The sequence below is a fragment of the Paraburkholderia fungorum genome (genome assembly GCF_900099835.1).
In the GTDB taxonomy this organism is placed as follows: Bacteria; Pseudomonadota; Gammaproteobacteria; order Burkholderiales; family Burkholderiaceae; genus Paraburkholderia; species Paraburkholderia fungorum_A.
The window spans coordinates 2,098,795-2,122,266 of sequence record NZ_FNKP01000001.1; the positions used below are offsets into that span (position 1 = coordinate 2,098,795).

Annotated in this window: 20 protein-coding genes; 10 read left to right on the forward strand and 10 right to left on the reverse strand. The window is 61.7% G+C overall.

Annotated features, from left to right (window positions below; all coding sequences use genetic code 11):
* Positions 1 to 34 precede the first annotated feature (34 nt).
* Both BLS41_RS09225 and BLS41_RS09230 read right to left on the reverse strand, forming a co-directional pair.
* On the reverse strand, positions 35 to 1,057 hold the full coding sequence (locus tag BLS41_RS09225) for a hypothetical protein (protein WP_074764026.1): 1,023 nt from the start codon (positions 1,055 to 1,057) through the stop codon (positions 35 to 37).
* Positions 1,038 to 3,023: a primary-amine oxidase gene (locus BLS41_RS09230; RefSeq protein WP_074764027.1), complete on the reverse strand. Its 1,986-nt coding sequence runs from the start codon at positions 3,021 to 3,023 to the stop codon at positions 1,038 to 1,040. The genes BLS41_RS09225 and BLS41_RS09230 overlap by 20 nt, the downstream gene beginning before the upstream one ends.
* A 202-nt stretch (positions 3,024 to 3,225) precedes the next feature.
* Between BLS41_RS09230 and BLS41_RS09235 the strand changes: the two genes are divergently transcribed.
* The 3 genes from BLS41_RS09235 (at position 3,226) to BLS41_RS09245 (ending at position 7,271) form a co-directional block, all read left to right on the forward strand.
* On the forward strand, positions 3,226 to 4,221 hold the full coding sequence (locus BLS41_RS09235; RefSeq protein ID WP_074764028.1) for an AraC family transcriptional regulator: 996 nt from the start codon (positions 3,226 to 3,228) through the stop codon (positions 4,219 to 4,221).
* Positions 4,222 to 4,529: 308 nt separating this feature from the next.
* Positions 4,530 to 5,981 (forward strand): APC family permease, encoded by a 1,452-nt coding sequence (locus BLS41_RS09240; RefSeq protein ID WP_171910213.1) that lies wholly within the window; start codon positions 4,530 to 4,532, stop codon positions 5,979 to 5,981.
* Positions 5,982 to 6,056: 75 nt separating this feature from the next.
* The gene (locus BLS41_RS09245) at positions 6,057 to 7,271 is read left to right on the forward strand and encodes a porin (protein ID WP_074764029.1); all 1,215 of its coding nucleotides are present in this window, start codon (positions 6,057 to 6,059) and stop codon (positions 7,269 to 7,271) included.
* Positions 7,272 to 7,310: 39 nt separating this feature from the next.
* Here the strand turns inward: BLS41_RS09245 and BLS41_RS09250 are convergent, their stop codons facing one another.
* Both BLS41_RS09250 and tam read right to left on the reverse strand, forming a co-directional pair.
* Positions 7,311 to 7,676: a hypothetical protein gene (locus BLS41_RS09250; RefSeq protein WP_074764030.1), complete on the reverse strand. Its 366-nt coding sequence runs from the start codon at positions 7,674 to 7,676 to the stop codon at positions 7,311 to 7,313.
* Positions 7,677 to 7,840: 164 nt separating this feature from the next.
* Positions 7,841 to 8,638 carry a trans-aconitate 2-methyltransferase gene (gene tam / locus BLS41_RS09255; protein WP_074764031.1) on the reverse strand — a complete coding sequence of 266 codons (798 nt, stop codon included), beginning with the start codon at positions 8,636 to 8,638 and terminating at the stop codon, positions 7,841 to 7,843.
* A 143-nt stretch (positions 8,639 to 8,781) separates the two neighbouring features.
* Between tam and BLS41_RS09260 the strand changes: the two genes are divergently transcribed.
* Positions 8,782 to 9,678, forward strand: a complete 897-nt coding sequence (locus BLS41_RS09260) for a LysR family transcriptional regulator (protein ID WP_074764032.1) — start codon at positions 8,782 to 8,784, stop codon at positions 9,676 to 9,678.
* Between the two features lie 43 nt (positions 9,679 to 9,721).
* Here the strand turns inward: BLS41_RS09260 and BLS41_RS09265 are convergent, their stop codons facing one another.
* Entirely contained in the window at positions 9,722 to 10,552 is an 831-nt protein-coding gene (locus BLS41_RS09265; protein ID WP_074764033.1) for an oxidoreductase, read from the reverse strand.
* A gap of 223 nt (positions 10,553 to 10,775) precedes the next feature.
* On the opposite strand from BLS41_RS09265, the gene BLS41_RS09270 reads away from it, so the two are divergent.
* From BLS41_RS09270 to BLS41_RS09280, 3 genes are all read left to right on the forward strand, one after another.
* Positions 10,776 to 11,684 (forward strand): AraC family transcriptional regulator, encoded by a 909-nt coding sequence (locus BLS41_RS09270; protein ID WP_074764034.1) that lies wholly within the window; start codon positions 10,776 to 10,778, stop codon positions 11,682 to 11,684.
* 67 nt (positions 11,685 to 11,751) lie between these two features.
* Entirely contained in the window at positions 11,752 to 12,375 is a 624-nt protein-coding gene (locus BLS41_RS09275) for a glutathione S-transferase family protein (protein ID WP_074764035.1), read from the forward strand.
* A 160-nt stretch (positions 12,376 to 12,535) separates the two neighbouring features.
* The gene (locus BLS41_RS09280; protein WP_074764036.1) at positions 12,536 to 12,895 is read left to right on the forward strand and encodes a Rap1a family protein; all 360 of its coding nucleotides are present in this window, start codon (positions 12,536 to 12,538) and stop codon (positions 12,893 to 12,895) included.
* 52 nt (positions 12,896 to 12,947) lie between these two features.
* On the opposite strand, the gene BLS41_RS09285 is transcribed toward BLS41_RS09280, so the two are convergent.
* Positions 12,948 to 13,307, reverse strand: coding sequence for a darcynin family protein (locus BLS41_RS09285; protein WP_074764037.1), 360 nt, complete (start codon positions 13,305 to 13,307; stop codon positions 12,948 to 12,950).
* 112 nt (positions 13,308 to 13,419) lie between these two features.
* On the opposite strand from BLS41_RS09285, the gene BLS41_RS09290 reads away from it, so the two are divergent.
* Positions 13,420 to 14,058 carry a TetR/AcrR family transcriptional regulator gene (locus BLS41_RS09290; protein WP_074764038.1) on the forward strand — a complete coding sequence of 213 codons (639 nt, stop codon included), beginning with the start codon at positions 13,420 to 13,422 and terminating at the stop codon, positions 14,056 to 14,058.
* Between the two features lie 96 nt (positions 14,059 to 14,154).
* On the opposite strand, the gene fabV is transcribed toward BLS41_RS09290, so the two are convergent.
* A complete protein-coding gene (fabV, locus tag BLS41_RS09295) occupies positions 14,155 to 15,351 on the reverse strand; it encodes an enoyl-ACP reductase FabV (RefSeq protein WP_074764039.1) in 1,197 nt (398 codons plus the stop codon).
* Positions 15,352 to 15,512: 161 nt separating this feature from the next.
* Between fabV and BLS41_RS09300 the strand changes: the two genes are divergently transcribed.
* On the forward strand, positions 15,513 to 18,035 hold the full coding sequence (locus BLS41_RS09300; RefSeq protein WP_074764040.1) for a penicillin-binding protein 1A: 2,523 nt from the start codon (positions 15,513 to 15,515) through the stop codon (positions 18,033 to 18,035).
* A gap of 119 nt (positions 18,036 to 18,154) precedes the next feature.
* Here BLS41_RS09300 and BLS41_RS09305 read toward each other — a convergent pair whose 3' ends face one another.
* Positions 18,155 to 19,507, reverse strand: a complete 1,353-nt coding sequence (locus BLS41_RS09305; protein WP_074764041.1) for an MFS transporter — start codon at positions 19,505 to 19,507, stop codon at positions 18,155 to 18,157.
* Between the two features lie 135 nt (positions 19,508 to 19,642).
* Positions 19,643 to 21,532 carry a glycoside hydrolase family 15 protein gene (locus tag BLS41_RS09310; RefSeq protein ID WP_074764042.1) on the reverse strand — a complete coding sequence of 630 codons (1,890 nt, stop codon included), beginning with the start codon at positions 21,530 to 21,532 and terminating at the stop codon, positions 19,643 to 19,645.
* Positions 21,533 to 21,922: 390 nt separating this feature from the next.
* Between BLS41_RS09310 and BLS41_RS09315 the strand changes: the two genes are divergently transcribed.
* Positions 21,923 to 22,210 (forward strand): hypothetical protein, encoded by a 288-nt coding sequence (locus BLS41_RS09315; RefSeq protein ID WP_074766407.1) that lies wholly within the window; start codon positions 21,923 to 21,925, stop codon positions 22,208 to 22,210.
* Positions 22,211 to 22,270: 60 nt separating this feature from the next.
* On the opposite strand, the gene BLS41_RS09320 is transcribed toward BLS41_RS09315, so the two are convergent.
* Positions 22,271 to 23,467 carry a porin gene (locus BLS41_RS09320; RefSeq protein WP_074764043.1) on the reverse strand — a complete coding sequence of 399 codons (1,197 nt, stop codon included), beginning with the start codon at positions 23,465 to 23,467 and terminating at the stop codon, positions 22,271 to 22,273.
* Positions 23,468 to 23,472: the final 5 nt, after the last annotated feature.

Sequence of the window (23,472 nt, forward strand, 5' to 3'; positions counted from 1 at the left end):
TCCGTTGAATCGGCTGTAGATAAATGACGTGTTGCTAACGCGAAGCGTGTGCTTCATGGTGATAGCGATGTGCCTGCGGGCGACGTGCGCTGCCGAGCCGATGAGTGACTAACGACGCAGCACATATTAGATTCGCTGCCGCGCTGAGCGCGAACAGCACGACGAAACCGTCGCCGAAAAAATAAGGGGACGTCGATAACGCTGCCCCCGTTACCATCCCGATGTGATGTGCAATACCGGGACATGTCGCGTTTAACGGGCTATTTACGTTGCCGCGCAAATTCGCGAGTGCGGGAATCGTCAGGCAGTCAAGAAGCAGGAATACTTTTGATGCGAATGGTGCGAGAGTCGGGTTGTCGGAGCTTGCTAGCAGCCCGATCAATACGGCTCTCGTGAGGTACAGCGCGATCAGCATGCCGTTGCTGCCGCTACGCGAGCGGTCCGCCACGCAGGCCAATGTGCAGACTGCAAGGAACTGAAGCGCGATCTGCCACAGCGGCTGCGCGCCGCTCGCGCCGCATAGCGCGAATAGCTGGAAACGCGCAAGGCTGCCGCTCGATATTCCCGCGAGCAATGCGAGTACCGCGGGCATGGCAGTCGAACCTGTGTAGCGAATCGTTGCAGCGGGGGTGTCGACATGACGATCTTCGTTGACGTGCGTTCGATTCGAGCGGTGCCCGTAAAACAGCAGAACGCCGCCCATCACGATCATCCACACGGCGGCGGCATTGCCGTGCTGAAAGCCGTTCAGATACGTGGGCAGCGCATTCATCGCACACATCGTGGCGATTAGTGTCGCGGCGGTTTTAAGCGTGGTGTATCGGCTCGATAAACGTGCCATCAGCAAGGGCACGCCCATCATCGCCGCGAGCGCCAGCGCACTCATCCACACCGCGCCCGCTTGCTGGCTCAAGCCTGCCTGCATCGACAGCGCAGCAGCGCCGCCAGCAACGAGCACGCACGCCGCACCGGCCGCGCAAGCGGCCAGCACGCCCGAGTCGCAAGGAGCACGCTGAGCGTCGCGCATCGCGTTCGAATCAGTGCTTGCAGCAGCCATGATCCGCGGACTTGCCATCTTCGACGCTCTTCATATCGCGCTCGGCCGGCAGGTCCATCGTCGGGTTGGCCGAGAAGAAGTTGTTTGGCTTGAGCATGAAACCCGCGTACTCGACCGGCATCACCGGAAAGTCTTCGGGCTTGCACACATGCGTATGACCGAAGCTATGCCACAACACGAGGTCTTCGTTCTCGATGTTGCGATTGGCCTCGATATAGCGCGGCAGCCCGTCGCCGCCCGAATGCTGGTTCGGATAATCGCCGCTTGCATAGCGCTCGGCCGGGTCGAACGGCGTGACCCACACGTGACGCGTAGCAAAGCCGCCACGTTGACGAACCTTCGATTTTTCGTCGGCTAGCATCAACGGCGAATCGTTGACGATCAGCTTGTAGCCCGGATTTGCGCCGACTGCATTCTTCACATTCGGATTGGTGACTTTCCAGTAACGGCCCGTCCTGCCGTTGGCGAGTCGCGCTGCTTCGCTCTCAGTCCTGAACACCTGTTTCGTGGTGTCGAACACGTTGCCGTACGGATTCGATTCGCCCATTGGACGCGGCACGAATTCATGTTCGGAGACCCTGTTGCGCTCGCCGTCCACCATCATGTGCATGCGTGCATTGAAGAAGTGCTGGTGCGTCGGGCCGCCGAGATTTGGCGTGATCATGCCGCCCCACGGATACGTGTCGCCGTCTGCGACTGCGGACGTTTGCACGATGCCGGTTAGCTTGCATTCGAGTTGAATCGTACCGTCCTGGTACAGATACCAGTAGAAGCCATAGTCGTAGTTGCCGACGGTAGCGAAGAAAGAAATCACGAGGCGTCGCGAACGGCGCATTTCGAATACGCCGGTGCGGAATTCGTAGTGTTTCCACAGCGTGCCGTAATCTTCTTCGTGCATGCACACCGCGTTTTTCATCACAAACGCATTGCCGAAATCGTCAGCGGAAGGAATGTCGAAATAGCGGATCGTGCCCAGACAGTCACAACCGAGTTCAAGCTGGTTCGCCAGTTTGCCGAGACCGTATTCGCCTGCGTCGAATGCACTTTTCCAGTAGTGATTCGTGGTCGGATCGGAATAGGGCACGCACATTTCGGTGACGCTCGCGCGGTAGATAATCGGCCGCGTGTTCTTGCCGTCGTCCCATGACAGTTGATGCAACACCAGCCCCTCGCGCGGGGTGAAGCCGACACGGAAATTCCAGTTCTGCCAGTTCACGTGCCAGCCGTCGATCTTGAAGCTCGGGCCGTCGGGTTGATCGATCGACAACGGCTTCAGCGTCTTGCGCGGCTCGCCCAGACTCGGCGTGTCGTAGTTGTGTTTCGCGCGCGGAATCGGAATGATGCGGCCGTCGTCCACCAGTTCGATCACTTTCTTTTCCAGCAGATCGACCACGGCCATCACGCCTTCAATCGGATGCGCGTAGCCGTTGTCGGTCAGCGTCTCGCGGTAGTAGCTCACGCAACGCACCAGACGCCGGCCGTTTTCGTTTTCACGGTCGAATGCGCCCGCAGAAAACGGATCGACCTGCACACGTTCCAGATCTTTTTCGCTGAGGCCGCGCTTCATGATCGCCACGCGCCATGCTTCGTCGTTCTTGACGATCTGCTCGGCGTTCATGAAGTCGTCGATCATGATCGGCGGCTGCCCATAAGGTGCTTTATCGAACGGCATCACACGGCGTGACGCGATTCTTTTTTCTCTCAGGTCCACGTCGAATTCAATCGTTGCACCATTGGAGCGATCGATCGCCAGCACGAAAGCCGTGCGCGAAAAGTACTCGCCGGTCTTGAACGCGACCACTTCCGCTTTCGGCGGCTCGCGCAATTCGACCATCGGAAAACGCGCGTGACTATCGAGTTTTTCGGCTGCCTTGACGAGGTCGCAGGCAAGCTGCATTTCCTCGCCGCTCAACGGATCGAGCGGATGAACGGGGTTGTGAGCAGCTTTCGTGACATTCGTGTTCATAAGGTTCCCGTAAGGAAGTTTGCTGGACCGTACAGCGCGCTCGCGGACCTGAGCGACGAGCGGCAAACGCTGAGTCGATGGCAAATCGTAGGAACCCAATAATATTTTCGCGCTTGCTTATCGCGCCATTTGGACGATAAAGTGCGCCAGGAAGGGATGACCCTGGCATCTCGAAAGCGAAGACTGAGAGGAGACGCTCGATATGAAAAAAGTCACGCTCAACGGCAATTTCCCGATGGTTCGCGCGGCGGTCATGGGACCGGTGGTGCGCGCACTGGATCAATCAGGCGCCGATTGCGATGCGCTGCTGGAAGCATTCGGCATGAGCCGGCGGCTGCTATCCAATCCGTATGAGATCTTGCCGCTCACGCGATATGTGGCGGCATTCGAGCGCGCGGCGGAAGTACTGGACGAAGCGTCGCTCGGCTTGCGACTGGGCAGCGAGTTGCAATTGACAGAACTCGGGCCTGCGGGCCTCGTGTTTCTTTCTTCGCCGACGCTGAACGCGGCGATGCGAAAATTCACGCTTGCGCTTGCGTCGTGGCAGAACACGACGACGTGTGAAGTGCTGCGCGACGACGAATGGCCGATCTGGACTTATCAGATCGCGAGTCCGCAAATCTGGCCGCGTCGTCAGGATGCGGAGTACAGCATCTCGACGATGTGCCACATGATCCGGCTCGTGCGCGGCTCGGCATGGAATCCGGTGGAGGTGCACTTCGAGCATGCCGCACCGGCGGACCTCAAACCGTTTGCACGAATCTTTCGCGTACCGGTGCGCTTTCAGCAGCCTTTCAATGGCATTATTCTGCGTCCGCAGGATCTGGACGCGGCGCTGAAAAGTGCCGATACGCAAATGGCGCGGATGATGGAGCGCCACGCGACCGACCTGATTGCAAACGACGCGATTCAGCACGGCATTGTCGAGCAGGTTCGCGATCTGATCACGCGACGGCTCGCGCATGAAAAGCTGATCGTCGCGGATATTGCAAAAGATCTCGGCCTTTCGCATCGCTCGTTGCAACGGCACCTCGCGCAGGAGGGCACGTCCGTGCGTCAGATTCTGCGTGAGGAGCGGCAACGCAGCGTGGAAGGCCTGCTGGAGCGCGACGAACTGACCAATGCGGCGATCGCACGCGCGGTCGGTTACGCCGATGCAACCGTGTTGTGGCGCGCGACGCGCAATTGGAAAAAATAAAAGTACGCGAGCAGAAGCAGAGGCTTTCACTACTGAAAGCCTTTAGCGAAAACCGCAGGCAAAAGCCGAAACACTCCGGCTTCCTAAGCAATCATCGGTCGATTAAGTACAAACCCGCGAATCCCGCAATCGCGCCGGTATTGGCGCGGTTTATCGAAAATTTGGCGCGGTTCGCGAAGTCGTTTTATTTTTTAGCTACCTAACATGCGCTCAGCCCGAAGCATTTGACGTCGGTTAAACGAGCGCCATGACCAGCAATAAAAAGGGTTCTGGCGAGTGTCAAACTAGCCAATAACATAGAGGCAGCGATGAACGAACCCTATTCGCCGACCACCCTGGTCGACGCGGAGAACCCCGTGGAATTGAAGGGCAATACGCTGGGCTTGTGGCAGATCGTGTTTCTCGTGATATCCGCGGCCGCGCCGCTGACCGGCATGCTCGGCGCAGTGCCGCCCGCGATCAGTCTCGGCAACGGTGCGGGCATTCCCGGCGCATTCGTGATTGCCGGTGCGATTCTGTTGATCTTCAGCGTCGGCTTTGCGTCGATGAGCCGGCATGTGGTGCGCGCGGGCGCGTTCTACGCGTATATCACCGCCGGACTCGGGCGTCCGCTCGGCATGGCGGGTGCACTCGTCGCGCTGATGTCGTACACCTTCATCCAGATTGCGCTATACGGGCTCTTCGGTTTCTTCTGCACGGTGATCCTGTCACCACTTCTTCACACCGCATTACCCTGGTACGGGTATTCGCTGATCTGCGTGGCGGTGGTGCAATTCACCGGCATTCGCGGCATCGATCTGAATAGCCGTTTGCTCGGCGTACTGATGTGCCTCGAACTCGGCATCCTGTTGCTGCTGTCGATCGCGATTCTGATTCACGGTGGCGGCCCTAACGGCCTCACACTCGCGCCTTTTTCGCCGGACCATGTATTCAGCGGCCATCTGGGCATTGCGGTGATGTTCGCGTTCGCGTCGTTCATCGGCTTCGAGGCGACCGCGATCTACGGCAAGGAATGCCGCGATCCGAAAGTCACCGTGCCGCGCGCAACGTATGTGTCGGTCGTGCTGATTCTCGTGTTCTTCGCCTTCGTGACGTGGACGATTGTCTGCGCGTACGGTCTCGCGGACGTCGTCACGGTCGCCACCAAACAACCCGGCGATTTCTGGTTCATTCAGTCGGGCAAGTACCTCGGCGGTGCCGTCACGACCGTGATGAGTTTTCTTCTGCTCAGCAGTATTTTCGCGAGTCTGCTGTCGTTTCATAACACGCTGGTGCGCTATATCCACGCATTGAGTATGGAAGGCATCCTGCCGCAAGTACTCAACCGGGTGCACGAAAAATACCGTTCGCCGTATGTCGCGAGTTATCTGCAAACGGTGTCGGTGTGTGTGCTGCTCGGGCTTTATATCGCAGCGGGCAGCGACGTGTTCAACATCGTGTTTAGCTGGAGTTCGGCACTCGGCACGATCGGCGTCGTGATGCTGCAAGCCGTGACGAGTTTTTCGGTGATCGCGTTTTTCCGCAAGACGCGCAAGGACACGCGTGTGTGGCACTCGTTGATCGCGCCGTTCGTCGGCGGCATCGGCCTCGTGTATATCGGCGTGATTCTGGTGCGCAATCTCGACGCGCTCAGCGGCTCCGATAGTCCGATCGTCAAGTCGTTCCCGTGGATCGTGTTCGCCGTAGCGCTCATCGGCGTGGTGATCGGTCTCATCCTGCGCAAAAAGCGGCCGGATATTTACGCAGGCTTCGGCCAGTAAATCGTCCGCGCAAAACGGCGAAAACCACGCAACGTCCGCGAAAAAAGCAGTCAACCTCACTTCCGGCAGACAACCATGGCAGACAAATTCGTCAAGCGCTCGGCGCTTGCGCTGGCCGCGCTCGGCCTTTCGATCGGCGCACACGCGCAATCTTCAGTTACGTTGTACGGCACAGTGGACGCCGGTCTCGTCTACACGACCAATCAGCAGACGACGCACGCCGACGGCAGTACCAGCGGCCACGCGAACTATCAACTGGCGGGCGGCAATCTGGTGCCGTCGCGCTGGGGCCTGATGGGCACCGAAGATATCGGCGGCGGCACCACCGTCAATTTCACGCTGGAGAACAGCTTTCTGACCGGCAACGGCGCGATGCTGCAATCGAATACGCTGTTCAACCGCAATGCGTGGGTCGGCGTGAGTAACGGCACCTATGGTTCGCTGACGCTCGGCCGTCAATACGATCCCTTTTCCGATTATCTCGGCGCTTACGCGTCGAGCAATAACTGGGCGACGCTCTACGGCTCGCATTTCGGCGACGTCGACAACCTGAACGAAGCGTTCAATTTCAATAATTCGATCAAGTACATCAGCCCGAGCTTCGGCGGTCTGACGGTTGGCGGCCTGTTCAGTCTCGGTGGCGTCGCGGGCAATTTCTCGCAGAACAAGGGATGGTCGCTCGCTGCGAATTACGCCAATGGCCCGTTGTCGCTGAGCGCGGGTTATCTCGAGCTGAATCAGCCTTTGCAGGCTGCGTTGGGGGGCACCAGCGGCTATATCGGCGACTTCAGTTGCGCTAATGAGAGCGCGTCGTTCTGTCTGCTGCAGGACGCGAGCAAGGTGCGGATTTTCGGGGCAGGGGGCTCGTATGCGTTCGGCAAGGCCAGTGTCGCGCTGACCTATACGCACACGAAGTTGTCGCAGAGCCAGTACTTTGCGACTGCGGCGCGGCCCGACGGCGCGGATATTTCGTTCGACATCGCCGAATTGAATACGACGTACGCGCTCGCGCCCGATCTGCAATTAGGTTTCGCGTACATTTTCAACGACGCCAAACCGTCGGGCGGTTCGTCGACGCGAATTCACCAGGTGAACCTGGGCGCCGTGTACAGCCTCTCGAAGCGCACAGCGGTCTATGCGGTCGCGATCGGGCAGAAATCGTCGGGTGCGGGCCTGGGGATCAATCCGTCGACAGGAGACACAGAGAACCTTGCGCAGATTCCGAACATCGTCAATTCGGACACAGACAAGCAACTCTCCGTGATCGTCGGACTGCGGCATAACTTTTAAGCCGCGACTGCGCTGCACGACGTGTGCAGCGCGGCCAACCTAATCCGCTATACGCTTGTCGGCCAGTGCGCTCTGGCAATCGGCCAGTACCTGTTTGAGCAGGCGCGCCTGCGGATCGATTTCGTCGGTGTCGAGTATTTCCTCGACGGCGTCGCGCGCCCAGTCGGTATCGACAAAACGCGCATGGCGTCTGGCGATTTCGACAGCGGTGGCCGACAGCTTCGCGATGCAAAGCCAGTCGGCTTCGCGCGAGCGGCGGTCGAGCCATTTGTGGGCGGCCTGCACGTGAAATGCCGCGTCGGGCCAGTCCTCATTCAGGTAATAAGCACCAAGACTTCCGCATGTGAGCCAGCACAACAGCTCCAGACGGTCACGTGGACTCAGATGATGGCGTACATCACTCATGGCGACGCTCGCTGCTGAAAGTTGCTTTCCGATGAGGACGACGGTTTGCCGCCCTTTGCTTACAGCAACAATATCACGCTGAATTGACCAGCGGCAATGCCTGAGCGCCCTTGGCTCGCCGTCGCTGCGCAAGCCGTGCAGCCGGTGTGTGGGCTACCGCACGGCTAGCGCGTGGCGACGACGAAAAGCCGTGGAAACGGCAGCAGTACCGTGCCGTCCGCGAGCGCCGGATAGGCCTTCGCGATCTCGTTGCGATATTGCCGCAGGAACGCGTCGCGCTGCGTGTCGTCGAGGCTGGCCAGGAACGGCCGCAGCGCGCTTCCCTTGAACCATTCGACCACCGCATCGGCGCCGCCCGCGAGCGGGTGGTGATAGACGGTGCGCCATACGTCGACACGCGCGCACAGCGGCTTGAGCAGCGCGTAGTACCAGTCGGCACCGAGCCGCAGGGTGCGCTCCACGCCCTTGAGCCTGTCCGCCCACGGCCCTTGCGCCGCGACTTCGCGCATCAGACGGTGCGCCGGTTCGTCGAGATTGTCGGGCATCTGCACAGCGAGGCTGCCGCCCGGCGCGAGTTTGTTCACGAGCGACGGAAACAGCCGCTGATGGTCGGGCACCCATTGAAACACCGCATTCGCCAGGATCACGTCGTACGGCCCAACGGCGTCCCACGTCGATACGTCGCTCAACTCGAAGCGGCATTGCGGCAGGCGCTGGCGGGCCGCGTCGATCATGTCGGCGGAACTGTCGATACCGCTGACGGCCGCGTCCGGCAGATGCGCGGCCAGCATCTCGGTGGAGTTGCCGGGGCCGCAGCCGATATCCACAGCGACTCGCGCCTGCGTGGCGGGGACCGCCGCCAGCAGATCGCGGACCGGACGCGTGCGCTCGTTTTCGAACAGCACGTATTGCTTCGCGGCCCAGTCCGGGTTCGATGCCGTCGATGTGGATGTCGATGTCATATGGCGCTCCTTTGTATTGTTGGGGGCAGGATCGTCTGAGAGATCAGGTTGGCGACGGTCCACAGCGATCCAATCCGCTCATTTTCAGTGTCGAATCGGGCAGAGTAAAATGAATTTATCATTCCGATTCCTGCATTTTTCTAATGAAAATCGACACCCTCGGTGTTCAGGCTTTCGTCGCAATCGCGGATCGCGGCAGCTTCCAGAGCGCGGCTGATTCGCTGCATGTCACGCAAACGGCCATCACGCAGCGTCTGCGCAAGCTCGAAACGTTTCTCGGCGTCACGCTGATCGAGCGGACCACCCGCTCCATGGCGCTAACCGAAATCGGCCGCAGTTTTCTGCCGCAAGCACGCCGCCTGCTTGGCGAACTTGCCGACGCACTGGTCGAAATCCGCGAGACCGGTGTGGCGCGTCGCGGCGACGTGTCGATTGCATGTGTGCCGACAGTCGGCGTGCAGTATTTGCCGCGCATTCTTCAGGCTTATTCGGCGCGTTATCCGCATAACCGGATCAGGATTCTCGATCACGCTTCGTCGGCGGTCGAGGAGGCGGTGCTGCGGCGTGAGGTGGAATTCGGCATCAATATCGCGCGCGATCATCATCCCGATCTGGACAGCGTGCCGCTCACCGAAGACCGCTACGTGCTGATCTGTCGCGACGATCATCCGCTCGCGAAACGGCGGCGCATCGCGTGGGCGCAATTGCAGTCGTATCCGCTGATTTTCGCGGGCGAGGTCAGCGGCAATCGCGCGTTGCTCGACGTCGCACTGGAAACGAGCGGTCTCGCGCTGCGCTCGTTCTATGAAGTGCAGCGCAGTTCGACCGCGGTGGGCCTCGTCGCGCAGGGCGTTGGCGCGGCGGTGGTGCCGGGGCTGGCGATTCAGAAGGGCGCATACCCGGCGGTGCGGACGATCGAACTCACGCAGCCCGTGGTGTCACGCACGCTCGTGCTGGTCGCGCGCAAGACCGCGCAACTGTCGCCGGCGGCGCAGGCGCTGTACGACATGATCCGGGAGCAGGCGACGCTGAGCGGCTGACGTGCATGCCGCCCGCAAAGCGTCGCTTGCGAGGCACGGTGCGCTACGCGAAATCGGTCGAGCGCGACAGCGCTTCCCACGCGTCGATCTCCGTTTGCAATGCGGTGAGCTTCGCTTTCACCAGATCGACCGCATCGTTGCCGAGCAGCAGATGCACCGGCGGATTAGGCGCCTCGACGATCTTCAGCAACGCCTGCGCCGCCTTGCGCGGATCGCCCGCCTGATTGCCGCTCTTCGACTCGCGCGCCGCGCGCACGGGATCGAACAGCGCGTCGTAATCGGCGATGCTGCGGCCCGAGCGCACCATCGAGCGGCCGGCCCAATCGGTGCGGAAGGAGCCGGGCGCGACCGCCGTCACGTGAACGCCGAACCCGGCCACTTCTTTCGCCAGCGTGTCGCTGATGCCTTCGAGCGCGAACTTGCTGCCGCAGTAATAGGCAATGCCGGGCATCGTAATGAAGCCGCCCATCGACGTGATATTGACGATATGTCCGTGACGGCGTTCGCGCATGGCGGGCAGCACCGCCTTGATCATCGCCACCGCGCCGAACACGTTGACGTCGAATTGCCGCCGCATCGCGTCCAGCGGCGATTCTTCGAGCGTGCCTTCGTGCCCGTAACCTGCGTTGTTGACCAGCACGTCGAGCGGTCCGATGGACTCGCTCAACGCCGCCAGCGCGGGTGGGATCGCGTCGAAATCGGTCACGTCGAGCACGACCGCGTGAGCGCGTCCAGGGGCGAGCGCGATGAATGCGTCGCGTGCGCCTGCGTCGCGCACCGTACCGGCGACGATATGGCCCGCGTCAAGCGCCGCTTGCGCGAAAGCACGTCCAAAGCCGGAACTGACACCGGTAATCAGAAACGTTTTACTCATGATGTTTCACTCCTTGAAGGTTGCCGTCGATTGAATCCGGCACAGGACTGAATGGTAAAAGCGGCGGCTTCGCGCGCGAATGCCGGTTCATCTGTGGTGATTGCCTGATTCTATGAACGCGTGGATTTTTCGACGCGCCCATGGCACATTGCAACCTGACCGGCAACAGGGGGCCAAAGCCGACGTGAAGCTGAATACAAGTAATCCGACTATCCGGCAGCGCATGGTGAGCCTGCTCGACACGCTGGCGCCGCTGGAGGGCTACAACCTGACCGCGTTGCCCGACGTGCGGTTTCTGCGCTCGAATCGTCCGCTTGCGCGCACCCCGGTGTTGTACGACCCGGGCATCGTGATCGTGTGTCAGGGGCGCAAACGCGGCTTTCTCGGCGAGACCGTCTATCTCTACGATGCACAGCACTATCTCGCGGTGTCCGTGCCGGTGCCGTTCACGATGGAAACCGACGCAAGCGCCGCGCGCCCCCTGCTGGCGATTTATTTCCGCCTCGATTTCCGGCTCGCCGCCGATCTGCTGCTGCAAATCGACGAGCGCGAAGGCGGCGTTGCCTCGACGCCCCTCGGCATGGTGTCGTCACCGCTCGGCGCCCGGCTCGGCGCGTCGGTCTTGCGCTTTCTCGAAGCGATGAGCGTGCCATTGGAGGCGGAATTGCTCGGCCCCGCGCTGGTCCGCGAAATCTACTTTCATGTGCTGACCGGAGAGCAGGGCGGTTCGTTGCGCGCCGCGCTCACCGCGCAGGGACAGTTCGCGAAAATCGCACGGGTGATCCGCAAGATTCACGCGTGTTATCGCGAGCCGCTCGACATCGGGCAACTCGCGCTCGAAGCGAATATGAGCGTGCCCAGCTTTCACGCTCACTTCAAAACCGTCACACGTACGTCGCCGATGCAATACCTGAAGTCGACCCGGCTGCATCAGGCGCGGCTTCTGATGGTGCGCGAAGAGACCACCGCGGCGCTCGCGAGCGTGCAGGTGGGCTACGAAAGCACGTCGCAATTCAGCCGCGAGTTCAAGCGGCTATTTGGCCGCACGCCGGTCGAAGAGGCCGAGCGGATGCGAAAAAACTTCGCTATACCGCCGCCCGCTCCGGGCTCGATTTTCGTGGCGTCGCATTAGTGCGGCTTGCACGCCGCAGGCTGCTGCGACTCATCAATCTCAACCCTTCGTCAAGACCCGACCCGCCATGCTGCAGATACTCGGCAAGACTTCATCGATCAACGTTCGCAAGGTTCTGTGGACCTGTACCGAACTCGGACTTTCATTCGAACAGGAAGACTGGGGCGCGGGATTCCGCTCACCGGACACGCCGGAATTTCGCGCGCTCAATCCGAACGCGATGGTGCCCGTGATCCGCGACGGCGACTTCGTGCTGTGGGAGTCGAATTCGATCATCCGCTATCTGGCGGGACGTTATCGCGGCGAGTCGCTTTATCCGGCCGATCCGTGCGAGCGAGCGCGCTGCGATCAATGGATCGACTGGCAGGCGAGCGAGTTGAATCGCTCGTGGAGTTACGCGTTTCTCGCGCTGGTCCGCCATTCGCCCGCGCATCAGGACTCGCAGCAGATTGCGTTGTCCTGCGCCAACTGGTCGAAGCACATGGCGATTGTCGAAAGGCAACTGGAACACACCGGCGCGTTTATCGCGGGAAACGCTTTTTCGCTCGCGGACATTCCCATTGCGCTGTCGGCCAACCGCTGGCTCGAAACGCCGCTGGAACATGACGATTTCCCGGCGCTGGCGGCGTATATGACGCGGCTCGGCGAGCGGGAAGGCTATCGCAGCTACTGCCGGAACGGCACGCCATAAAAGCCGTACGCCGGGCATGCGCGCGCCGTTGCATGCCCGCAACGCTTACAACCATCCTTCTGCGATGCTTACGAATTTATATCCGTGCGGGTCTCCCTGCGCACCGCCTGCCGACTCACCTACAATGGCGGCTTTTGCGACATGAACTGAAGGTTCGACGATGCGGGTTTCAAAATTTGCGCTGGCTCTGCTGACGGCGTTTTTCACCCTGTTTTTCACCGTGAATGCCAGCGCCGAAATGACGGCCGCCCAATACAAGAAATGGGCTCACAGCGATAACAACTCGGTCTACGCGGCCTATATCACCGGCACGATCAACGCGTTCGGCTGGGCTAACGGCGATCTGGCGGCGCAGAAGCAGCCGCAGCTGTTCTGTCCGCCGCAAAATCTCGCCATCGGCAATCAGAACGTGTACCCGCTGCTGGACTCGTTTTTCACGAACCACCCCGGTATTTCGGACGATTTCCCGATCGGCCTCGTGATTCTCCGCGCGCTTCAGGGCGCGTTTCCTTGCAAATAAGGTTTTGTGTGGGCCGGCAGCGCCGGCCGCTTCGCTGAATCACGCAGCGGTTTCAAGCCGCTGCCAGCAATTCACGCGTTTTCTGCCTGGCGTCGGCGTTTTCCACGCCGGGCAGAATCTCGACCACTTCGAACAGACGATCCCAGATCGGCGTATCGCGCAACGCTTCGACGACCCTTTCGTACGCGTCATGGCTTTTTGCGTCCCACACCCAGATATCGGTGACGCGCGCCGAATAGAACTCGATGTCGTAGAAGCGCAGGCTGACTTCGCCCGCATGCTCTTTCAGAATCGGCACGAGGTGCTCGTTGAGCAGGCGGGCGCGCTCGTCGCCGGGGCAGGCGAGCCATTCGGGCCGCGTTTTGACGAGCATGAATACGGTCAGTACGGTGTCCTGGTCAGATGAAGTCATGATGGTCGATTCCAGATGAGTGTCGGATAAGTGCCGTTGAAGGCGTGCTGTTTTCGCGAGAACACCGTTAGAATACGAGTGAACACTCATATTTAAAACTCGCATTCCAGCCATGGCCAAATCCACCGCAGAACAGCATCTGAAGCCCCGTAAATCACCGGTTCAGCGGCGCTCGGCGAAGACCGTCGAGGCCGTTCTCGAAGCGGCGGCTCGCATTCTGGAGGCGCACGGTCTGAACGGTTACACGACGAATGCGGTGGCGGAGCGGGCCGGCGTCAGCATCGGCTCGCTGTACCAGTACTTTCCAAATCGCGATGCGCTGACGGTGGCGCTGATCGAGCGCGAGACCGCGCAACTGATGGCGGACATCGAGGCCGCAGCGCAGCTGGAAGGCTCGCACGACAGCGTGCGGGCGATGGTGCAGGCGTCGGTCGCGCATCAGATGCGCAGGCCCGAACTGGCGCGGATCATCGACTTCGAGGAGCGCAGACTGCCGCTCGGCGAGCGCGATCAGCGGGTCGCGGACACGATTCACGGGATGCTGGTCAGCGCGCTGACCGTCAAAACGGGCGCACCCGAACTCGGCGACGCGAGCGAAGTCGCGCACGATCTGCTGGCAATCGTGCACGGGATGGTCGACTACGCGGGCGAGCGCAGCGAACGCGACGCGGCTGCGCTGGAAGTGCGCGTAATGCGCGCGGTGGATGGCTACGTGGGGCAGTCGCGCGTCGTCAGCGGCGACGCAACATAGCAGCGGGCCAAAAGAAAAGGGGCCACGCGGGCCCCCTGGGAATAGCAACAGCAACAATGCATCGGCTAAGCGGGGCCGCTACAGCCCCGCATCACCTCAAACCTGCACCAGCTTCGGAATCTGTACGTCCGGGTTGACGTCCGCTTCGTAATCCACGCCGGCGATCTCAAAGCCGAACAGACGCAGGAAATCGGTCTTGTAACCGGCGAAATCGGTGAGTTCGTAGATATTGTCGTTCGTCACCTGATCCCACAGTTCGAGCACCTTGCCTTGCACTTCGGGATCGAGTTCCTTGTAGTCCGCGCGCAGACGGCCTTCATCGTCGACATGCGGCGCGGCGCCGTACAGGCTGTCCTTGTACAGGCCATAAACCTGCTCGATGCAGCCTTCGTGCGTGCCTTTCTCCTTCATCACCTTGAAGAGCAGCGACAGATACAGCGGCATCATCGGAATCGCCGAGCTGGCTTGCGTCACGACCGCTTTCAGCACCGACACGCGCGCGTCGCCGCCTTTGGCAGCCAGTTTCTCGCGAATCCCCAGCACCTTCTGGTCGAGGTCCTTCTTGGCCGCGCCAATCGAGCCGTTCCAGTAGATGTCGTGCGTGACCTTTTCGCCCAGGTATGTGAACGCGGTGGTCTTCGCGCCATCCGCGAGCACGCCCGCTTCGAGCAGCGCGTCGATCCACATCTGCCAGTCTTCGCCGCCCATCACCGCGACCGTGTGGTCGATTTCGGTCTGCGTGGCCGGTTCGAGCACGGTTTCCTTGATGACTTCCTTGTCCGTGTCGATGCCGCGCAGATTCACGGCCTTGCCCACCGGCTTCAGCGTCGAACTGAAAGTTTCGCCGGTTTTCGGATGCGTGCGCTTGGGCGCGGCGAGGCTGTAGACGACCAGATCGACCTGACCCAGATCGCGCTTGATCACCTCGATGGTGCGCTGTTTGACTTCGTCGGAAAAAGCGTCGCCGTTGATGCTGGTCGCGTACAGGCCTTTCTCCGTGGCGAATTTCTCGAACGCGGCGGTGTTGTACCAGCCGGCCGTGCCCGCCTTGGTTTCGCTGCCGGCGCGTTCGAAGAACACGCCGAGGGTGTCCGCGTCGCTGCCGAACGCGGCGCTGATGCGGGCGGCAAGGCCATAGCCGGTCGACGCGCCGATCACGAGCACCTTCTTCGGGCCGTTCGCAATGGGACCGCGTGCCTTGACGTACTCGATCTGTTCCTTGACGTTGGCTTCGCAGCCGACCGGATGAGTTGTGACGCAGATAAAGCCACGCACGCGCGGTTTGATGATCATGAAGCACCTCTTGTCAGAATTGGCGACATTATAGTGGCCCTCGCTTTATGCGGGATCGATTGCCAGTCAGGCGAGCCGGGATACCCGCTGAACGCCGCAAAAATCGGCGGCCGCCGCGCGTCTTGGTAGGATTGCGCCTTTCCAGGCAGACGGTAGCAAGTGTGAAGCGCATCATCCCCCCCATTCTGGCAGCTCTCGACAAAGCGCTGACCCTCGCGAATCCGCTTGTCGCACAGGCTTTGTGGCACCTGCGCCATCCCACCCGGCGCGGCGTGGCGTGGGCTGTCGCCGCGCTGCCGGTGCTGTTGCTGCTGTATGTGCTGATCCTGATTCCGTTCACGCCGAGCATCGGCGATATCCGCAAGGCGAAGATCGAACAACCCGCGCAGATTCTTTCCGCCGACGGCAAACTGCTCGCCGAATTCAAGCCGTCCAACCGGGAGTGGGTGCCGCTCAAGGAAATCTCGCCGAACGTCGTGAACGCGCTGATCGCGACCGAAGATCACCGTTTCTACCAGCATTGGGGGCTCGACTGGCGACGGACGGCGTCAGCGGCGCTGCATACGTTTTCCGGTAACCGCCAGGGCGGCTCGACCATCACGCAGCAGCTCGCGCGCAATCTGTATCCCGACGAAATCGGCCGCGCGCCGACCCTGACCCGCAAGCTGAAGGAAGCGATCACCGCGTTCAAGATCGAAGCGCTCTACAGCAAGGACGAGATTCTCGAAACCTATCTGAACACGGTGCCGTTCCTGTACAACGCGTACGGGATCGAGATGGCGGCCCGCACCTATTTCGGCAAGTCGGCGTCCGATCTGAACGTGCTGGAGAGCGCGACGCTCACCGGCATGCTCAAGGGCAATAGCTATTACAACCCGGTACTGAATCCCGAGCGCGCGCTGGACCGCCGCAATACGGTGCTCGGCCAGATGGTCAAGTACGGCAAGCTGACGCCCGCCGCGTATCAGACACTGAGCCGCCGTCCGCTGCGAATCGATTTCGAGCGTCAGACGGAGCCGCCCGGACCCGCGCCGCACTTCGCGCAGCAGTTGCGTAAATGGCTGGCCGCATGGGCCGACCGCAACGACTACAACATCTATTCGGACGGACTGGTGGTGCGCACCACTATCGATTCGCGTCTGCAGAGCATGGCGACCCAGGCGGTCACGCTGCAGGGCAACCAGTTGCAGGGCATCGCGAATTCGGCGTGGGGCGCGCGCGCCGGCTGCTCGGGCGCGAAAGACCTGATGCCGGTTTTCCTGCGCGAAACGCCCGACTACCGCGCCGCAAAAGATGCGGGCCTGAGCGACGAAGACGCGCTGAAAAAGCTCACCGCCGACCGCGCGCTGGTGCAGTCCGTCTGCGACGCAAAAACCCGCGTGCAGGCCGATTTCCTCGCGATGGACCCGCGCAACGGCCAGATCAAGGCATGGGTCGGCAGCCGCGATTTCAGCCAGGACCCGTTCGACCACGTGCAGCAGGCACGCCGTCAGCCGGGCTCGACGTTCAAGCCGTTCGTCTACGCGGCAGCCTTCGAAGCGGGCGCACAACCGGCCGATACGCTGGTCGACAAGCCGGTGGAAATTCCCCTCGCGGGCGGCGAAGTCTGGCGTCCGGGCGACGAGGACGAACCGAGCGAACGCAAGATCAGCCTGCGTGACGGCCTCGCGTATTCGCGCAACCGCATCACCGCGCAATTGATGGAGCAGGTCGGTCCGAACAAGGTCGCGCGACTGGCGCGTGCAATGGGCGTGCGCGACAGCGAACTCGACCCGGTGCCGTCGCTCGCGCTCGGCACGAGCCCGGTCACGCTGAAGGAAATGGTGTCGGCGTACGGCACGATCGCCAATCTCGGCGGCTATGTCGAACCAGTGATGGTCACGCGTATCGAGAACCGCAAAGGCGACGTGCTCGCCGATTTCGAACCGGTCGCGCCGAAGCAGGAGTTGCCGGTGTCGACCGCGCGCACCCTCGTCGACGTGATGCGCGACGTGGTGAGCCGGGGCACGGGTTCGGCGATCCGCAGCCGTTTCGGCGTGCGCGGCGACGTCGCGGGGAAAACGGGCACGACGCAGGGCAACGCGGACGGCTGGTTCATCCTGATTCAGCCGCAACTGGTGGCGGGCGCATGGGTCGGTTTCAACGACAGCCGCGTGACCTTGCGCAGCGATTATTGGGGGCAGGGAGCGCATAGCGCGCTGCCGATCGTCGGCGATTTCTTCCAGCGCGCGCAGCGTTCGAGGCTGATCGACACGCGCCTGAAATTCGATACGCAGCAGGAGCCGGGCTGGTTCGCCGAGCGCACGGGCAGGTTGAAGGACTGGTTCGAGCATCTGTTTGCGGGATCGGCGCCGAAGACCGACGCGAAGGTCGTGGCGTCGCGTGGGTCGGCGCGGCACGGGTCGGTGGCCAGGCCGGTGGAGCCGGTTGCGCCGGCGGCTTCGGTTGACAGGGGCGCGTCGGTTTCAGCGGCGGCATCCGGGTCGACAGTCGAGCCGCGTGCGCTGCCGCCGATCCTGCCGGCGCCGGGGTTGTCGATTGAGCCGGGCAATGGAGCCGTCGACGGCGAAGCGCACGGTAACGGTGAACCGGCTCTCGCGCCGACACCTACGCCGGACGATGCCGTGCCGCCGGACGCGGGAAATTCTTCGAACGTGGGCGCGGGCGGAAATAGCGCGCAGTGACAAGGCGATAGTTGAGACGGACGGGGCGCGCCATGACGAGGAGATTGCATGGCGCGGTCAACGATGCCCGCGCCCATCCCGGCTAAAGACCCGCCCGCAGAGAAAAAACCGCCTCCGCGCTACGACCGCGCCACCTTCGCCCCACCCGCAGTCCCCGCGTCAGGCATCCCCGAAGACGCCTCGAGCGATGGGTCGTGATGCAGCAGCAACACGGCAGCCACGCCCACCAGACCCGCGCCCGCGAGGCACAGCAGCCCCGCACCGAAGCCGCCGGTGCTGTCCTTGATCCAGCCCATCGCGAACGGTCCGAAGAAACCGGCCAGATTGCCGAGCGAATTGATCGCGGCGATCCCGCCCGCTGCCGCCGCGCCCGACAGGAAGGACGCAGGCAAAGTCCAGATCACCGGCAGACAGCCGAAAATGCCGAACCCGGCGATCGACAGCGCGATCATCTTCAGCACTGGATTGTCCAGCCCGGCCGCCGCCGAAATCCCGCCCGCCGCGACTAGCAGCGCAATCGCCACGTGCCACTTGCGTTCGAGCTTGCGATCCGAGTGACGCCCCCACAGCACCATGCTGATCACGCCGACGATATATGGCAACGACGTCACAAACCCCGTTTGCAGATTGGTGAGCCCGAACGACTTCACGATTTGCGGCAGGAAGAAACTCAGCCCGTAGTTGGTTGCGTTCGCGCCGAAATAGATCAGCGCGATGGCGAGCACGCGCGGGTTGATCAGCGCTTCCTTCACGCTGAACGCGTGCACCGATTCGCGATGCGCACGTTCCTGCTTCTGCCGCGCCATCAGCCAGTCGCGTTCTTCGTCGGCGAGCCAGTGGGCGTCGGCGGGCTTGTCGGTCAGATACAGCAGCACGCCGAACGACAGCAGGACCGCCGGCATCGCCTCGATCAGATACAGCCATTGCCAGCCGGCCAGTCCGGCCCGGCCGTCCAGCGACAGCAGCGCGCCCGAAATCGGCCCGCCGATCACCGTGGACAGCGGAATCGCCGCCATGAAATAGCCGACCACGCGGCCACGATACGCGGCGGGAAACCACAGCGTCAGCAGGAAAATGATGCCGGGGAAAAAGCCCGCTTCGGCAATGCCCAGCAGAATCCGCAAGCCGAAAAACACGTGTGCGGCCGACATGCCGGTCCAGTGCGCGATATTGGGAATGAACGCCATCGCGCCCGCGAGAATCCCCCACGTGAACATGATCCGCGCGATCCAGCGGCGCGCGCCGAAGCGCTCGAGCAGCAGATTGGATGGGACTTCGAAGAAAAAGTACGCGATGAAGAACACCCCTGCGCCGAAGCCGAAAGCACTCGCCGAAAAATCGAGCGCCTTGTTCATTTGCAGTGCAGCAAAACCGACGTTGACGCGATCGAGATAGGCAATGAAATAACACAGCATCAGGAACGGCACGAGCCGCGCCATCACACGTTTAATAGTGCGTGTTTCGAGCTCCATCGATGTCTCCTCCGGTTTGCGTCCGGGTCGTTAGATTGATGTCGTTACAGACTAGTCGCTTAAAAGCATTTCAGGAAATGTTTTATGAAAGCTGTGTGGCCGCGCTTACGCAGGGCTGCCGCGACGGCCGAACGCTCAGGTCCACGGAATGTGAACCTTGTCGAGATTGCGGTCCAGCTGGTACGCCGCGCTGATCAGAGCGAGGTGCGTCAGCGCTTGCGGAAAGTTGCCGAGCGCCTCCCCGCTGGTCGCGACTTCTTCCGAAAAGAGGCCGACGTGGTTCGCGTAAGCGAGCATTTTCTCGAACACGAGCCGGCCTTCGTCAACCCGTCCGGCACGCGCCAGTGCTTCGGCGTACCAGAACGAACACGCGCTGAAACCGCCTTCGATTCCCGGCAGGCCGTCGAGCGTTGCGCCGCGCGTGTAGCGGAAAATCAGCGGATCGACTTTCAGTTCGGCGCCGATCGCGTCGAGCGTACCGAGCCAGCGAGGATCGGTCGGGCCAATGAAGCGCACCAGCGGCATCATCAACGCCGACGCGTCGAGCGTCTTCGACTCCGGCGTCTGCACGAACGCGTGCAGTTCGTCGTTCCAGAAATGTTCGTGGATGTCCCGATGAATCGCATCGCGCGTATCGAACCAGCGCTTCAGCGGCGCGGGCAGCGAGCGCTTTTCCGCGAGACGCAGCGCGCGATCCACCGTCACCCAGCACATTAGCCGCGAATGGAGCAGGGGCCGCAAACCGTTGCGGAATTCCCAGATGCCGTGGTCCGCTTCGCTCCAGTGATCGACCACGTAGTCGACCGTGCGCGTCACGTCACGCCAGCCGTCATACGAAATAGCGGCGCCGTATTTGTTGTACAGATAGATCGCGTCGAGCAGCGCGCCGTACACGTCGAGCTGGGTCTGATCGCGCGCGGCATTGCCGATCAGCGGGACGGCGGGCGTGCCGTTTGCGAGCGTGGCGACTTCGGTTTCGGCGGGCGGTTCGTTGCCGTCGACGGTGTACATCACCTTCAGTGAGCCATCGGAATCGCAATGGCGGCTGCGCTCGGCGATCCATTTCATGAAGTGCCGCGCTTCGCCGGTGTAGCCAAGACGCAGCAGCGCGTAGACCGAAAACGCGGCGTCGCGAATCCACGTGAATCGGTAATCCCAGCGACGCGAGCCGTCGAGCGCTTCGGCAAGACCGAAGGTCGGCGCGGCCACGATGGCGCCGTATTCGCTGGAACTGAGCAGCTTCAACGTGAGGGCCGAGCGCATCACGACTTCGCGGTAGCGTCCGCGATAGGTGGATTGCGCGGACCAGCCTCGCCAGTAACGGATCGTGTCGGCCAACACCGTTTCGCAGTCGAACGGGTCGTCACGCAACGCGTCGGCGTCGCCGAAGACAAAGCCGGCGGACGCGCCGTTCTCCAGTTCGAATTCGGCATGCGCCGCGCCCTCGCTTGTGTCGATGGAAAGAGGGTGGGTGCTGTTCAGCCGCAGACGCAAGTCGCCTTCGGCGCTGCTGAATTGCACCGCGTGTCGTTCTACCAGGTCGACAGCGGGGACGCTGCGCGCATAAGCGAAACGCGGCTCGCAACGCATCCTGAAACGCATGTGACCGTGCACCATCCGCACCACGCGAATCACGCAGTTCGGCAGCGGTGCGCCTGGGTTCGCGGAGGGTTGGTCGGGGCCGTTTTCATTGCCGTCCTCGTTGCCGTTTTCAGGCACCGGCATGAAGTCCATCAGCTCGCACACGCCTTCGCCGGTCATGAAGCGCGTCAGCAGCACGTTGGTGTCCGGCATGTACATCTGTTTGACGTTGGCCGCGTCGTTCTCCGGCGCGATCGAGAAAGCACCGCCCTGCGACGGCTCCAGCAGACCCGCAAAAATGGCCGGCGAATCGATGCGTGGAAAACACATGAAATCGATCGAACCGCGCAGCGACACCAGCGCGGTCGTTTTCATATTGCCGATCAGGCCGCGTGCGTCGAGCGGCAGCGCAGGTCTCGAAGGGATGGGGCGCTCGTCGGGCATGGCAGCACACTCCAGGAAACGGCATCGGCGGGATTGCCCTGGTGCGGACCACGACGCGTCGTATGCAGGCACACGCCGTGCAATAGAGCAGAGGAAAGTGACAGGCGCCGCACTCCGCGAATCTCAACAGTGTTAGCAACGGCCGTGCCGCAAATCTCACGAACGCCGCGAACCGCCACGCGGACGCGATTGTTCAAGTGTCCGCAACAGTGTTTCCGTACGAATCGGCTGATCTCTTACGCGCGATTACGGATAATTTCGATCTTGGTGAAAGGTTAAAACGAGGGTAGGTGTGACATGACGAATCGAGATTCAATCGATCTTGACGGTCTATCGATGAAGAACAGAGCGTCGCTCGCGCTGTCGGAGAAGAACCCGTGGCCGGCGCGAATGCGCGGCCTGGTGGTGGCGCTCGCCGCGTGTGCGAGCCTCGCGGGATGCGCGTCGGGAAGCGACGTCGCCGCCACTGACAAGCCCGGCACTTATACGGTGGCGGCCAGCGCGACTGGCGGCAGGATGGCGTGGGCTCGCGCGCATGTTCATGCGGTCAACGAGGCACGCGATTACTGCGAGAAACAGGGTATGCAGAGCAGCGTCACGACGGAAACCGTCAGCGGCGTGCAGACGATGGAAGCACACGCATCGTCGGTGAACTTCGAGTGTCATCCGAAGTTCTAGCGTGAAGCGTGCGATGCGTTCTCGTCAAAGACAAACGCACCGCACGAAATCAGAGACGCGTCAGAACGAAACCGCCATCCCCAGCATGCCGACGAACTGCGAATTCGTCGACGACGGCGTGGTGTTTTGCGAATCGCCCACTACCGGTGCGGCCTCGATCACCGCGCCCGTGCTGTCGAGCGTCTGACCGCTCGCGTGCTGCCACGCTTCGACCGCATACAGCGTCGTGCGTTTCGACAGACGGTAGCTCTGCTTCAACGACACCTGCTGATAGCGCGCCGCGTTCGCGACACCGTTCGCCTTCGATGCAAACGTGTACGAGTAACCGGCGGCCACGTCCGTCGCGGGCGTGATGGTCCAGCGCGCGAATGCGCCGTACGTGTTGAACGTTTCGGTATTGACGAAGATCGAACGCGAGCCCGGCAGATAGCGGACATTCGAATACGTCAGGCCGGTCAGCACCGGGCCGAACTGGTAGTTCGCCGAAATCGCCGCATGGCGCACCGAGCGCGCAGTCACGTAGCCCTGATTCACTGCGGAGACGCCGAATCCGGTCGTCGACGACGAATCGAATGCTGCCGTCGTCTCGCTGGTTTGAGCGTTATCCATCTGCAGATAACCGGCCGCGATGGCAAACGGACCGTTCGTGTAACGCACTGCGCCGCTCCACGTCTGACCACGCCCCGTGCTGCCCGCGATGCCGCCGAACGCATACATCGCGCTCGCCTGCAAACCGAACCACTGCGGCGACACGTACAGCACCGCGTTATTCGTGCGGATCGTCGTGTCGAGACCGTCGATATCGCCAGGATGCGCGCCGGTCGCGCCGGTCAGGTAAGTGCTCGACGAGAGCGGCCCGACGAACTGGAAATAGGCGGTGTACTGGCGTCCGAGCGTGACGGTGCCGTAATCGCGATTCGACAGCCCCACGAACGATTGACGGTTGAACAGCAATCCGCTCGACGCGCTCGCCCCGGTGTTCGGATCGTAGCCCGCCTGCAGATCGAAGATCGCGGACGTGCCGCCGCCGAGATCTTCATTGCCTTTAATGCCGAATTTCGACGAATACAGATTTCCCTGTCGAAGATAAACGTTCGAATGGCCTTTCTGATTGTTCACGTAGGTGAGGGCATCGTCGACCACGCCGTACAGGGTGACGCTGCTTTGCGCACTGGCGGGAAGCGCTGCGCCGCCGGCGGCGGCAGCAAACAACGTCTTGAGGATGACGTTGCGGGTATTACGTTGTTGTTGTTTCATCTGTC